This window comes from Microbispora sp. NPDC004025 (assembly GCF_053604425.1).
Genome location: NZ_JBSGHN010000005.1, coordinates 181,152 through 194,420, shown reverse-complemented (window position 1 = coordinate 194,420; position 13,269 = coordinate 181,152). Strand labels below are relative to the sequence as shown.

The following is a 13,269-nucleotide window of genomic DNA, read 5'->3' as shown; positions in this document are numbered from 1 at the left end:
GAGAGCGGCCCTGCCGTCAGCACTGACGGAGTCGTCAGGCAATGCGCTTCGCCGCCAGCCGCTCGGGCGTCGGCCAGCGCACGTCGTGGGCCCATCCGGCCTTCTCGAACCAGCGGATGAGACCCGCGCTGAGGTCGATCTGGCCCTTGAGCGCACCGTGCCGGGCGCAGGTGGGGTCGGAGTGGTGGAGGTTGTGCCACGACTCGCCGAACGACGGGATGGCCAGCCACCAGACGTTGCGGGACTTGTCGCGCGACTCGAACACCTCCTCGCCGAACACGTGGCAGATGGAGTTGATCGACCAGGTGACGTGGTGCAGCAGCCCGATCCGCATCAGCGTGCCCCAGAAGAACGCGGTCAGCGCGCCCTGCCAGGACCAGGTGATCAGACCGCCGAGGGCCGGCGGGAGCAGCAGGGAGGTGATCGCCAGCGTGGGGAACCACCGGTGCAGCTTCATGATGTCCGGGTCCTTCAGCAGGTCCGGGGCGTACTTGGCGCGGTTGACGCGCTCGACCTCGAACAGCCAGCCCACGTGCGCGTAGAGCAGGCCCTTGCACATCGACTTGAAGCCGGGCCCGAACCGCCACGGCGAGTGCGGGTCGCCCTCCTTGTCGGAGAACTTGTGGTGCTTGCGGTGGGCGGCGACCCAGTCCAGCACCGACATCTCCAGGGAGAGGCTGCCGGCGATCCCGAGCGCGATCTTCAGGGGCCGGTTGGCCTTGAACGAGCCGTGCGTGAAGTAGCGGTGGAACCCGACCGTGACCCCCAAGCCGGACACGATGTAGAAGACGCCGGCGATCGCGACGTCCGTCCAGCCGAGGCCCCATCCCCAGGCGAACGGCACCGCGACGATGACCGCGAGGATCGGAAGGCCGACAACGAGTGCGAAGACGACCAGATCGGCTTTGCTCTTGCCTTCGGGTTCGAAGTCCGGCTTCGGCTGTGGGGAGGGGCGGTCGGTCAGGACGGTCATGGGCTACCTCACGAGATGGGAAAGAATGTCTGGCTACGCAACCGTAACCTACGCCATCGTAAGTTAGGAATCCCTAAGAGCGAATGTGTGGAAGGTGACGCTCCGGGCCACATCTGGTGGCGAATCCACGCCTTGCACCAACGGTCGGCCATCTGGTAATGCCTCGTGCTTGCTTCCGGCCGCGCCGTCGATGCCGCGGCGTCCACCGCGACCTGCCCGCAATGCCGTCTCGATAACATCCGGAATCGCCGTATTTCGAGGCACGCGAGTTCCCCCGTTCCGGATCGACGTCCCGCACGCGGAGCTGGACGATCTACACCGCCGGCTGCCGGCGACGCGCTGGCCGGACGAGCTGCCCGGAGTGGGGTGGTCCTACGGGGTTCCGGCCGGCTACGCGAAGAAGCCGGCCGAATACTGGCGGACCGGTTTCGACTGGCGGGCCGCCGAAGCGCGGCTGAACGCGCATCCGCAGTTCACGACCCGGATCGACGGGCAGAACATCCACTTCCTGCGCGTCCGCTCGCCCGAACCCGGCGCGCTGCCGCTGATTGTCACGCATGGCTGGCCGGGTTAGGTCGCCGAGTTCCCGCGGGTCATCGGCCCGCTCGGGTTCCCGACCGGCGACCCGGCGGAGTTCGAAGGGCTCACCCATGCCGAGCTCGCCCGCCTCGGCCAGTACCAGGACCAGGACGGGGCGGGCTACGCGATCATCCAGGCGACCCGGCCGCAGACCCTCGCGTTCGGGCTGCACGACTCGCCCGGGGCGCAACTGGCGTGGATCGCGGAGAAGTTCAAGGAATGGACAGACCCGGCCCACGATCTGCCCGAGCACGCGGTGGACCTCGACCAGATGCTCACCGACGTGAGCATCTACTGGTTCACCCGGACCGCCGCCTCGGCCGCGCGTCTCTACAAGGAGGAGCAGAAGAGCTGGGGAGCGGCGGCCGAGTATTCCGCGCTGCCGCACGGCGTCGCCGTCTTCCCCGGCGATGCGGGGGTGCGGCGGATCGCCGAGCGCGAACACCACGTCGTGCACTGGTCCGAGTTCGACCGCGGCGGCCACTTCGCCGCGCACCCCCCCGCTCCGGCTCGCGGGGCCGGGCGGTGCGGGCATGTGAGGTGATTGGGCGCGCCCGGGCGGGAGCGAATCACTGGGAAAGACTGATGCTCAGTGAACGGTCGGCTCTGTATCCTGAGTGCGGATTCGGGCAGCCGCCGGAATCCGGCAAAGCGGGACGTTGTGCCCTTCCCGGGTCGTCTAGGGGCAAGACTACAGATTTTGGTTCTGTCAACGGAGGTTCGAATCCTCCCCCGGGAGCCTGTTCATTCGTCCGTCCGCGCCCCAGGGGGGCTGGTTCCCTCTCGGGGCACGGCAGGTAAGCTCACCTTGTCGAGCGGGTGACCGTGCGGTTCCTGGGTAGTGGACGCGTGGAAGCCGCAGCCGATCCCGTGTAAGCCGCGACGCCGAGGGAGCCTCAGTCCGTGAGTGTGCCGCGCCCGGCAGCCGTGATCGTCCTCGCCGCCGGCGAGGGCACCAGGATGAAATCGAAGACCCCCAAGGTCCTCCACGAGGTCTGTGGTCGGTCACTCGTGGACCACATGCTCGCCGCCGCGCGCGGCCTCGCCCCCGAGCGGCTGATCGTGGTCATCGGCCACGCTCGCGAGCGGGTCGGCGCCCATCTGGGGGCGAGCGCGCCGGACGCCCGTACGGTCGTCCAGGACAAGCAGAACGGCACGGGCCACGCCGTGCGCACCGCCCTCGAAGCCGAGGGCCCGATCGACGGCACCGTCCTGGTGACGTACGGCGACACCCCGCTGCTGCGCACCGAGACCCTGGCGGCCCTGCTCGAACGGCACGCCGCCGACGGCAACGCCGTCACGGTGCTGACCGCCGTCGTCCCCGACCCGACCGGTTACGGCCGGATCGTGCGCGACGAGGACGGCGCGGTGCTGGAGATCGTCGAGGAGAAGGACGCCACTCCCGAGCAGCGGGCGATCGCCGAGATGAACTCGGGCGTGTACGCCTTCGACGGCGCGCTGCTGGCCGACGGCCTCAAGCGGATCGGCGCCGCCAACGCCCAGGGCGAGGAGTACCTGACCGACGTGCTGGCCATCCTCCGCGAGGACGGCCACCGGGTGGGCGCGCACGTGGCCGCCGACCACGCCGAGGTCGAGGGCGTCAACGACCGCGTCCAGCTCGCCTTCGTCCGGCGCGTGCTCAACGACCGCATCCTTGAGGCGCACATGCGCGCCGGGGTGACCGTCGTCGACCCGGCCGGCACGTGGATCGACGCCGGGGTCACGATCGAGCCCGACGCCGTGATCCATCCCGGCACCCAACTGAAGGGCGCCACCCGGATCGGCGCGGGGGCGCAGGTCGGGCCGGGCACCACGCTCACCGACACGGTCGTCGGCGAGGACGCCGTCGTGCGCAACACCGTATCCGACGGCGCGGAGATCGGCCCCGGCGCGGCCGTCGGTCCCTTCGCCTACCTGCGCCCCGGCACCGTGCTGGGCCCCACGGGCAAGATCGGCGCGTTCGTCGAGACCAAGAACGCGCGGATCGGCGAGGGCTCCAAGGTCCCGCATCTGACGTACGTCGGCGACGCGACGATCGGGGTCGGCTCCAACATCGGCGCCGCCTGCGTCTTCGTGAACTACGACGGCGTCGCCAAGCACCACACGGTCGTGGGCGACCACGTGCGCGTGGGCAGCGACAACATGCTCGTCGCCCCGGTCACGATCGGGGACGGCGCCTACACGGCCGCCGGATCGGTGATCACGTCCGACGTGCCGCCCGGGGCGATGGCGGTCGCCCGTGGCAAACAGCGCAACATCGAGGGCTGGGTGACGCGCCGCCGCGCCGGCACCCGGTCCGCGGAGGCGGCCCTGCGGGCGACCGAAGCCCGCGACGCGGCCGCGGCGAACGGCGGAGACCCCGCCGATGACTAGTGCCGGTGATCAAGGCCGGCGATGAGGACCACCTGCGGCCCGCCTCCCCGCGGGCCGTACGGGGACAGGAAACACACGTACGAGGCGCGGTCCGACCGCGTAGCGCCGAAGGGCCAGGCCAGGAGGACACCGTGACCGACCACATCGACCGGGCGAAGGAGTTCGGGAGCCCCGGGCGAAGCGAAGGAACGGCGCCACGGCCGGCCCGGCCTCACCACGCCCGGTACGGCGAACAGGCTCGACACGCGAGGAGCGCGGCATGAGCGGCAAGAAGACGACCGGCGAGCGGAACCTGATGTTCTTCTCCGGCCGGTCCCACCCCGAGCTGGCCGAGGAGGTCGCGAGAGCCCTCGGCGTCGAGATAACGCCGACCGCGCTGCGTGACTTCGCGAACGGCGAGATCTACGTGCGGTATCTGGAGTCGGTGCGCGGCTGCGACGCCTTCGTGATGCAGAGCCACACCGCGCCGATCAACGAGTGGATCATGGAGCAGCTGATCATGGTGGACGCCCTCAAGCGGGCCTCCGCCAAGCGGGTCACCGTGATCATGCCGTTCTACGGCTACAGCCGCCAGGACAAGAAGGGCCGCGGCCGCGAGCCGATCACCGCCAGGCTGATGGCCGACCTGTTCAAGCAGGCGGGCGCCGACCGGCTGATGTCCATCGACCTGCACACCTCGCAGATCCAGGGCTTCTTCGACGGCCCGGTGGACCACCTGTTCGCCATGCCCGTGCTGATCAACTACCTGCGCGCCAAGCTCGACCCCGCGACGACCACGATCGTCTCTCCCGACACCGGCCGCGTACGGCTGGCCGAGCGCTGGTCCGACTCGCTCGGCACGCCCGTGGCGTTCATCCACAAGCGGCGCGACCTCGACGTGGCCAACCAGGTGAAGGTGCACGAGGTGGTCGGCAAGGTGCGCGGCAGGACCTGCGTGCTGATCGACGACATGATCGACACCGGCGGGTCGATCTGCAAGGCGGCCGACGCGTTGTACGAGCACGGCGCGACCGACGTGATCGTCGCCGCCACCCACGCCATCTTCTCCGACCCGGCGGTGGACCGGCTCAAGAACTCCCGCATCTCCGAGGTGGTCGTGACCAACACGCTGCCGATCCCGGAGGAGAAGAGGTTCGACAGCCTCACGGTCATGTCGGTCGCCCCGCTGCTCGCCCGGGCCATCACCGAGGTCTTCACCGACGGCTCCGTCACCAGCCTCTTCGAAGGCGACAGCTGAGCCACACCCCGGGCCCCGGTCGTGTCGGCCGGGGGCCCGGTGGTGCCGGCGGTCAGTAGTAGAGGGCGTTCATCGCCGTGCGCACTTCCACGAGGGTGGCGTCGGCGATGGCGGCGGCGCGTTCGTTGCCGTCGCGTAGCACGCCGCGGATGTGGGCGCGGTCCCGCGCCAGCTCGGCGCGACGCGCCCGGATGGGCGCGAAATAGCCGTTGACCGCGTCGGTGACGGTGGCCTTCAACGCGGCGGCTCCCCTGCCCCCGATCTCCGCGGCCACCTCGTGCGGGTCCCGGCCGAGGCACAGCGCGGCCAGCAGGACCAGGCTGGAGACCTCGGGCCGGGCGACGGGGTCGTACGCGATGTGGCGGTCCGCGTCGGTCTTCGCGCCGCGGATCAGCCTGGCGGTCTCGTCGGCGGTCGCGGCCAGGGCGATGGCGTTGCCCCGGCTCTTGCTCATCTTGCCGCCGTCGGTGCCGAGCAGCAGCGGGGCGTCGGACAGCAGCGCCTCGGGCTCGGGGAACACGAGGCCGCCCGGGGTGCCGTAGCGGTTGTTGAAACGGCGCGCGACGGTGCGGGCCACCTCCAGGTGGGGCAGCTGGTCCTGCCCGACCGGGACGAGCCCGGCCTTGCAGAACAGGATGTCGGCCGCCTGGTGCACCGGATAGGTGAACATCAGCCCGCTGACCGCCGACTGGCGCGAGTGCGCGATCTCGTCCTTGACCGTGGGGTTGCGGCCCAGCTCCGCGACCGAGACCAGGCTGAGGAACGGCAGGAGCAGCTGGTTGAGCGCGGGTATCGCGCTGTGCGTGAAGATCGTCGCTCGGGCCGGGTCGACGCCCACGGCCAGATAGTCGAGCACCAGGTCCTCCACGTGCTCGGCGAGCCGGTCGGCGACGTCGCGATCGGTCAGGACCTGGTAGTCCGCGACGAGCACCATCATGTCCACCCCCAGGTTCTGCAGGCGGACGCGATTGTGCAGGCTGCCGAAGTAGTGCCCCAGGTGCAGCCTTCCGGTGGGGCGGTCGCCGGTCAGCGCCCGGAACCGGCCGGGCCGCTCGCGGATCGATCTCTCCAGTTCGGCGCTGCGGCGTCGCGCGGCAGGCACGCCGAGGTCGTCGGACGCGGTGATGTCGAGGGTCGTGCTCATGTGGTCTCTCCCTTGGCGGCTGGTCCGCCGTCCCGACGGCAACCCCTCGTCCAGGGAGCACGAAAAAGGGCCGTCCATCCGAACGGCCCGGTCGTACGCGTGTGAGATGGCCGCTCCTATTCGGAGCGCCACCAGCCCAGACACGACATACGAATCACGCGGCCAGTGTAACCGCCGCCAAGGGACCGCGGCAGACTCCGAGCCAAGCCGGGCGACGCGGGAGACCCGAGCGAGCCGGAGGGGCGCCGACTGAGGAGCGCGCGGAGCGAGGAACGAGCGAGCACGTACCGAGGGCTGTGCCCCTGGCGCGCCTCCGGCACGACCCCACCGGGTAAGAGCGTCCCGCCGAGCGACGCGGGAGACACGGTAGGCTGTGAGGGTTGCGCTCGTAACGCCTTCCGCTAGGGCGGGTGAGGGGGAGCGCGCCAATCCGTCGGTCGAATCATCCCTAGGAGATGTGCCGTGTCCGAAGTACTCATCGCCGCCGAGCTTCGCAACGAGTTCGGCAAGGGCGCCGCCCGCAAGATCCGCCGGGCGAACAAGGTCCCCGCTGTCCTGTACGGCCACGGCACCGAGCCCAAGCACCTGACCCTGCCCGGCCACGACCTGCTGCTCGCGCTGCGCACGCCGAACGTGCTCATCCGCCTGCGCGGCGAGGGCGTGGACGAGATCGCGCTGCCCAAGGGCGTCCAGCGCGACCCGATCAAGGGGTTCCTGGAGCACGTCGACCTGCTGCTGGTCAAGCGCGGCGAGACGGTCACCGTCGAGATCCCGGTCACCGTCACCGGTGACCCGATCGGCAGCGCCATCGTCGAGCAGCAGCTCGTCACGATCTCGGTCGAGACCGAGGCGACCCACATCCCGACCGGCGTCGAGGTGGACGTGGACGGCAAGGACGCCGGCTTCGCGGTGCACGCGAGCGACCTGAAGCTGCCGGAGGGCACCACGCTGGCCGGCGACCCCGAGGCCCTGGTGCTGCAGGTGATCGGCGCCCCGGTCGCCGAGCTGCCCGAGGAGGGCGAGGCCGCCGAGGGCGAGAGCGCCGAGGCCGCCGAGTAGGACCCGTTCGTGAGAGAGTCCTCCACAGGGTGTCCTGTGGAGGGCTCTTCCATGTGAGGAGACAGCGGAGGAGACAGCGATGTCCGACGCGTCCGCGCAGCGGTGGCTGGTGGCGGGCCTGGGCAACCCCGGGCCGGAGTACGCCGGGAACCGGCACAACGCGGGCTTCATGGTGCTCGACGAGCTGGCGGCCCGGGTGGGCGGGCGGTTCAAGGCGCACAGGTCGCGGGCCGAGGTGGTCGAGGGCCGCCTGGCCGCGCTCCCGGTCGTGCTGGCCAAGCCGCTGTCGTTCATGAACCTGTCCGGCGGCCCGGTGAAGGCGCTGGCCGACTTCTACAAGGTCACCCCCGAGCGGGTGATCGTGGTCCACGACGAGCTGGACATCCCGTACGGCGCGCTGCGCGCGAAGGTCGGCGGCGGCGACAACGGGCACAACGGCCTGAAGTCGATCACGAAGGCGCTCGGCACGCGCGACTACCCGCGGATCCGGTTCGGCATCGGCCGTCCGCCGGGCCGGATGGACCCGGCGACCTTCGTGCTGCGCGACTTCGCCACGGCCGAGCGCAAGGACCTGCCGTTCCTCGTCGACCGGGCGGCCGACATGGTGGAGTCGCTCATGACCGCCGGTCTGGAGACCACGCAGAACCGCTTCCACGCCGCCGACCTCAATCCGGCGAAGCCTCCCCGCTGAGTTCCGGCGAGGCCGCCCCGCTGAGATCCGGCGAGGCCGTCCCGCCGACGTCGCCGGTCTCGCGGTGTGCCGAGCCCGGCCATTCCATGAGGTTCTGCAGCAGTTCCGCCTGCTCGATGGCGTCGTCGAGCGCGTTGTGGGTGTGCGGGCGCTTCGTGCGCACCTCGCGGGGCATCTGGCGCTTGGTCGCCCAGGCCACCGGCACCACGGCCTTGGCGGCGTACAACGTCTTGATGTCGATGCACCGGGAGTGGCCGAAGGGCGACTCCCCGGTGAAACGGAGGAAGTACCAGTACATCCACATCCAGTCGTATGACAGCGGGAAGGCCGCGAGAACCGGCAGGTCACCGCCGCACACCTCGCGCACCCAGGCCGACGCCGCCGTCATCGCCTCGGCCGGGTCGCGTCCCTCGCGCAGCAGCGCCGCCCGGTCGAGGCCGCTCACCGCCAGCGCCTCCGCCACGTAGTCGTCGCTGATCGGCCGTAACTCCGCGTAGAACGTCAGGGACTCCGGGTCGGTCCGCTCGAAGCGCCGCCCGGTCATCCGGCCGGCCACGGTCATGCCGAAGCTGACCATCGAGTACGGCCCCGGAATCGGGCCGTCCGCCTCGACATCAACCGATATGTACGTTTCGGCTTTCACTGAAATCTCCCTGGGACGCCGGGGCGGGCGGCTAGCATTCCATCACGATCGGTGGCCGAATCATCACGGGGGGCGATGGTGCTGGACGGCGACACGTCCTCGCTCGCCGTCGGCACGTCGCGCGATTCTCCCGCCCATCCGATGCCCCGGCCGCCCGCGTGGGCCGTCCGATATCGGCTCACCGCCGCCGTCTGCGACATCCTGGGCGCCCTTCTCGCGGGGGTCACCGCCGTGGTGATCCGGTTCGGCGAGGTTACTCCGTACGTGACGCCGTACGTCATGGCGAGCGCCGCGCTGCCCGCCGTCTGGGCGGCGATCCTGGTCCTCAACCGGGCGTACGAGCCGCGCCTGATCGGTGTGGGGGCGGAGGAGTTCCGCCGGGTCGCGCGGGCGGGCTTCACCATGGTCGCGGGCGTCGCGATCATCGCGTACGCGTCGAAGATCGACATCGCCCGCGGCTACGTGCTGATCGCGCTGCCGCTCGCCACCGCGCTCACCCTCGGCACCCGGTACGGCCTGCGGCGGCGGCTGCACCGCAGGCGGGCGAGGGGCCAGGGCGGCATGCGCAGGGTGGTGGCCGTGGGTCACCGGACGGCGATCGCCGAACTGGTCGGCACCTTCCGCAGGGAGCGCTACCACGGCATGGAGGTGGTGGCCGCGTGCGTGCCCGCCCACGCCACCGGCGGGGTCGGCGACGTGCCGGTGCTGGGCGACTTCACCGACGTGCCGCTGGTGGTGGAGCAGGTCCGGGCGGACACGGTCGCGGTGCTCGCCTGCCCCGAGCTGGACGGCACGGCGCTGCGCAGGCTGGCCTGGCGGCTGGAGCGCACGCGCACCGACCTCGTGGTGGCGCCCGCGCTGATGGAGGTCGCCGGCCCGCGGACCGCGATCCGGCCCGTCGCCGGGCTCCCGCTGCTGCACGTGGAGCATCCCGAGCTGGCGGGCGGGCGCCGGCTGGTCAAGGACGTGTTCGACCGGCTGGTCGCCGCGGCGGCGCTGGTCGTGCTGGCCCCGCTGCTGGCCGTCGTCGCCGTGGCCGTACGGACGACCAGCCCGGGCCCCGCCCTGTTCCGCCAGCGGCGGGTCGGCAGGGACGGCGCCGAGTTCACGATCCTGAAGTTCCGCACCATGCGGCGGGACGCGGAGGCCCGCAAGGTCGAGCTGGTCAGCGACGCCGAAGGCGTGCTGTTCAAAGTGCGCAGGGACCCGCGGGTCACCCCGCTCGGCGCCGCGCTGCGGCGTTACTCGATCGACGAGCTGCCACAGCTCATCAACGTGCTGCGAGGCGACATGTCGCTCGTCGGGCCGCGTCCGCCGCTGCCCGAGGAGGTCGCGCGGTACGGCGACGACGTACGCAGGAGGCTGGTGGTGCGTCCGGGAATGACCGGGCTCTGGCAGGTCAACGGCCGGTCTGACCTCTCATGGGAGGAATCGGTACGGTTGGACCTACGTTATGTCGAGAACTGGTCTCTCATGCTGGATCTGCAGATCTTATGGAAGACGTGGTCTGCGGTGGCGCGCGGAGCGGGAGCGTACTGAGGAATGACGATACGGGACGACCATTCCCTCGCCGGGGAGCTGGCGACGGAGGCGGGGGAACGGCTTGTGGAGCTGCGCGCCCGTCTCGGGTTCGCGGACGCCCGGGCGCTGAAGGACGCGGGTGACCAGGCCTCGCACCGATTCCTCATGGAGGCGCTGGCGCGGCTGCGGCCGGACGACGCCGTGCTGTCGGAGGAGGCGACCCGCGAGGAGCGGATGGATCCCCGGCGGCTGTCGGCCGAGCGTGTGTGGATCGTCGACCCCCTCGACGGCACCCGCGAGTTCTCCGAGCAGGGCCGCGCCGACTGGGCCGTCCACGTGGCGCTGTGGGAACGCGGCGCCCTCACCGCCGGAGCGGTCGCCCTGCCGGCCCAGGGGCGCACGCTCACGACGGCGGCCCCGCCCGAGCTGCCGGAGAAGGTGCGCGAGCCGTTCCGCATCGCGGTCAGCCGCACCCGTCCGCCCGAGTTCGTCCGTGAGCTGGCCGCCCGCCACGGCGGGGAACTCGTCCCCATCGGCTCGGCCGGTGCCAAGATCGCCGCGGTCCTCACCGGAGAGGTCGAGGCGTACGTGCACGCCGGGGGGCAGTACGAGTGGGACTCGGCCGCGCCGGTCGCGGTGGCGGTCGCGGCGGGGGCCCACGCGAGCAGGATCGACGGCTCACCCCTGACCTACAACCAGGGGGACCCCTGGTTGCCGGATATCCTGGTCTCCCTACCGGATCTGGCGCCAACGTTGCTCGCCGGAATCCGTGACCTGCATCGCCAGACTCCGTAAAGGAAGTCCCCATGCTTCAGCGTGACTACACCACGTCGCAGCTCGACGTGCTCGAGGCCGAGGCGATCCACATCATGCGCGAGGTCGCGGCCGAGTTCGAGCGCCCGTGTCTGCTCTTCTCCGGCGGCAAGGACTCGATCGTCATGCTGAGGGTCGCCGAGAAGGCCTTCTGGCCGGCGCCGATCCCCTTCCCCCTGATGCACGTGGACACCGGCCACAACTTCCCCGAGGTCATCGAGTTCCGCGACCGGCGGGTCGCCGAGCTCGGCGCGCGCCTGGTGGTCGCCTCGGTCCAGGCGTCGATCGACGCCGGGCGGGTGACCGAGCAGACCGGGCGGCGTGCCTCCCGCAACCGGCTGCAGACCACGACGCTGCTGGACGCCATCGAGGAGCACGAGTTCGACGCGGTGTTCGGCGGGGCCCGGCGCGACGAGGAGAAGGCCCGGGCCAAGGAGCGGGTGTTCTCCTTCCGGGACGAGTTCGGCCAGTGGGACCCGAAGAACCAGCGCCCCGAGCTGTGGAACCTCTACAACACCAAGATCAGCAGGGGTGAGCACATCCGCGTGTTCCCGCTGTCGAACTGGACCGAGCTGGACGTGTGGCACTACATCCGGCGGGAGGGCATCGAGATCCCGTCGATCTACTTCGCCCACTCGCGCCGGGTCTTCGAGCGCGACGGCATGCTGCTGGCCGACGCCGAGGTGGTCCAGCGGGGCGACGACGAGCCGCCGTTCGACGCGGTCGTCCGCTACCGCACGGTCGGCGACATGACCTGCACCGGCGCCGTCGCCTCCACCGCCACGACGGTGGAGCAGATCATCGAGGAGATCGCCGTGACCCGGATCACCGAGCGCGGCGCCACCCGCGCCGACGACCGGGCCTCCGAGGCCGCCATGGAAGATCGCAAGAAGGAAGGCTACTTCTGATGGACATCCTTCGTTTCGCGACGGCGGGCAGCGTCGACGACGGCAAGTCGACGCTGATCGGGCGGCTGCTGTTCGACTCCAAGGCGATCTTCGAAGACCAGCTCGAGGCGGTCGAGCGCACCTCCCGCGACCGGGGCACGGAGTACACCGACCTGTCGCTGCTGACCGACGGCCTGCGGGCCGAGCGCGAGCAGGGCATCACGATCGACGTGGCCTACCGCTACTTCGCCACGCCCAAGCGGAAGTTCATCATCGCCGACACCCCCGGGCACATCCAGTACACCCGGAACATGGTCACCGGCGCCTCCACCGCCGACCTGGCGATCATCCTGATCGACGCGCGCAAGGGCGTGCTGGAGCAGTCGCGGCGGCACGCCTTCCTGACCACGCTGCTGCGGGTGCCGCACCTCGTGCTCGCGGTCAACAAGATGGACCTCGTCGACTACTCCGAGGCACGGTTCGAGGAGATCCGCGAGGAGTTCACCTCGTTCGCGAGCAAGCTCAACGCCTCGGACCTGACGTTCATCCCCATCTCGGCCCTGCACGGCGACAACGTCGTGTCCCGGTCGGAGAACATGCCGTGGTACGAGGGCTCGTCGCTGCTGCACCACCTGGAGAACGTGCACATCGCCTCCGACCGCAACCTGGTCGACGTGCGCTTCCCCGTGCAGTACGTCATCCGCCCGCACAACGCGACCAACCAGGAGCTGCACGACTACCGGGGCTACGCCGGGCAGGTCGCGGGCGGCGTGCTCAAGCCCGGCGACGAGGTGCTGCACCTGCCCTCCGGCCTGACCACGACGATCACCGCGATCGACACGTTCGACGGGCCGGTGGAGGAGGCGTTCGCGCCGATGTCGGTCACGCTGCGCCTGGGTGACGACATCGACATCTCCCGGGGCGACATGATCTGCCGGCCGAACAACCAGCCGCAGGCCGCCCAGGAGATCGACGCCATGGTCTGCTGGATGGCCGACGGCCTGAAGCTCCAGCCCCGCTCCAAGCTGATCATCAAGCACACCACCCGTACGGCCCGGGCCCTCGTGCGCGACCTGCACTACCGGCTCGACGTCAACACCCTGCACCGGGACGAGTCGGTCAACAGCCTCGGCCTGAACGAGATCGGGCGGGTGTCGCTGCGGACGACCCAGCCGCTGTTCGTGGACGACTACGCCCGCAACCGCATGACCGGCGGCTTCATCCTGATCGACGAGGCCACCAACGGCACCGTCGGCGCCGGGATGATCGTCGACGCGCGCTGACCGGCGCTCGCCGAGAGCCCTGGGGGCCCGCGGGGGCGAGGACCACGCCGGTGATCCGGCGCCTCG

At 70.6% G+C, this 13,269-nt stretch carries 13 protein-coding genes and 1 tRNA gene; 11 read left to right on the top strand and 3 right to left on the bottom strand.

What is annotated here, in order from left to right; translation table 11 throughout:
- Positions 1 to 34: 34 nt before the first annotated feature.
- The gene (locus tag ACWEQG_RS16265) at positions 35 to 973 is read right to left on the bottom strand and encodes an acyl-CoA desaturase (protein ID WP_452285398.1); all 939 of its coding nucleotides are present in this window, start codon (positions 971 to 973) and stop codon (positions 35 to 37) included.
- Between the two features lie 169 nt (positions 974 to 1,142).
- Between ACWEQG_RS16265 and ACWEQG_RS16260 the strand changes: the two genes are divergently transcribed.
- From ACWEQG_RS16260 to ACWEQG_RS16240, 5 genes are all read left to right on the top strand, one after another.
- The gene (locus tag ACWEQG_RS16260; RefSeq protein ID WP_452285396.1) at positions 1,143 to 1,547 is read left to right on the top strand and encodes an epoxide hydrolase N-terminal domain-containing protein; all 405 of its coding nucleotides are present in this window, start codon (positions 1,143 to 1,145) and stop codon (positions 1,545 to 1,547) included.
- A gap of 261 nt (positions 1,548 to 1,808) precedes the next feature.
- Positions 1,809 to 2,096 (top strand): hypothetical protein, encoded by a 288-nt coding sequence (locus ACWEQG_RS16255; RefSeq protein ID WP_452285394.1) that lies wholly within the window; start codon positions 1,809 to 1,811, stop codon positions 2,094 to 2,096.
- 124 nt (positions 2,097 to 2,220) lie between these two features.
- A tRNA-Gln gene (locus ACWEQG_RS16250) sits at positions 2,221 to 2,291 on the top strand.
- A gap of 164 nt (positions 2,292 to 2,455) precedes the next feature.
- Positions 2,456 to 3,925, top strand: coding sequence for a bifunctional UDP-N-acetylglucosamine diphosphorylase/glucosamine-1-phosphate N-acetyltransferase GlmU (gene glmU / locus ACWEQG_RS16245; RefSeq protein WP_452285392.1), 1,470 nt, complete (start codon positions 2,456 to 2,458; stop codon positions 3,923 to 3,925).
- Positions 3,926 to 4,184: 259 nt separating this feature from the next.
- Entirely contained in the window at positions 4,185 to 5,162 is a 978-nt protein-coding gene (locus ACWEQG_RS16240; RefSeq protein ID WP_363468621.1) for a ribose-phosphate diphosphokinase, read from the top strand.
- Between the two features lie 52 nt (positions 5,163 to 5,214).
- On the opposite strand, the gene trpS is transcribed toward ACWEQG_RS16240, so the two are convergent.
- Complete coding sequence (gene trpS, locus ACWEQG_RS16235; RefSeq protein ID WP_452285390.1) at positions 5,215 to 6,306, bottom strand: tryptophan--tRNA ligase; 1,092 nt, start codon at positions 6,304 to 6,306, stop codon at positions 5,215 to 5,217.
- A 462-nt stretch (positions 6,307 to 6,768) separates the two neighbouring features.
- Between trpS and ACWEQG_RS16230 the strand changes: the two genes are divergently transcribed.
- Both ACWEQG_RS16230 and pth read left to right on the top strand, forming a co-directional pair.
- Positions 6,769 to 7,365 carry a 50S ribosomal protein L25/general stress protein Ctc gene (locus ACWEQG_RS16230; protein WP_346226861.1) on the top strand — a complete coding sequence of 199 codons (597 nt, stop codon included), beginning with the start codon at positions 6,769 to 6,771 and terminating at the stop codon, positions 7,363 to 7,365.
- A gap of 79 nt (positions 7,366 to 7,444) precedes the next feature.
- Complete coding sequence (gene pth / locus ACWEQG_RS16225) at positions 7,445 to 8,056, top strand: aminoacyl-tRNA hydrolase (RefSeq protein ID WP_363468615.1); 612 nt, start codon at positions 7,445 to 7,447, stop codon at positions 8,054 to 8,056.
- Here pth and ACWEQG_RS16220 read toward each other — a convergent pair.
- A complete protein-coding gene (locus ACWEQG_RS16220; RefSeq protein ID WP_452285388.1) occupies positions 8,031 to 8,699 on the bottom strand; it encodes a 3'-5' exonuclease in 669 nt (222 codons plus the stop codon). The two genes, pth and ACWEQG_RS16220, sit on opposite strands and share 26 nt — an antisense overlap.
- A 141-nt stretch (positions 8,700 to 8,840) precedes the next feature.
- Here ACWEQG_RS16220 and ACWEQG_RS16215 point away from each other — a divergent pair, with 141 nt between their 5' ends.
- The 4 genes from ACWEQG_RS16215 to cysN are packed head-to-tail and all read left to right on the top strand — an operon-like array spanning position 8,841 to position 13,203.
- Positions 8,841 to 10,238, top strand: a complete 1,398-nt coding sequence (locus tag ACWEQG_RS16215; RefSeq protein WP_452285779.1) for a sugar transferase — start codon at positions 8,841 to 8,843, stop codon at positions 10,236 to 10,238.
- Positions 10,239 to 10,241: 3 nt separating this feature from the next.
- Positions 10,242 to 11,015: a 3'(2'),5'-bisphosphate nucleotidase CysQ gene (locus tag ACWEQG_RS16210; RefSeq protein WP_452285386.1), complete on the top strand. Its 774-nt coding sequence runs from the start codon at positions 10,242 to 10,244 to the stop codon at positions 11,013 to 11,015.
- Between the two features lie 11 nt (positions 11,016 to 11,026).
- Positions 11,027 to 11,941: a sulfate adenylyltransferase subunit CysD gene (cysD, locus tag ACWEQG_RS16205; RefSeq protein ID WP_363468609.1), complete on the top strand. Its 915-nt coding sequence runs from the start codon at positions 11,027 to 11,029 to the stop codon at positions 11,939 to 11,941.
- Positions 11,941 to 13,203, top strand: coding sequence for a sulfate adenylyltransferase subunit CysN (gene cysN / locus ACWEQG_RS16200; protein ID WP_363468607.1), 1,263 nt, complete (start codon positions 11,941 to 11,943; stop codon positions 13,201 to 13,203). Before cysD ends, cysN begins: the two co-directional genes overlap by 1 nt.
- Positions 13,204 to 13,269 lie beyond the last annotated feature (66 nt).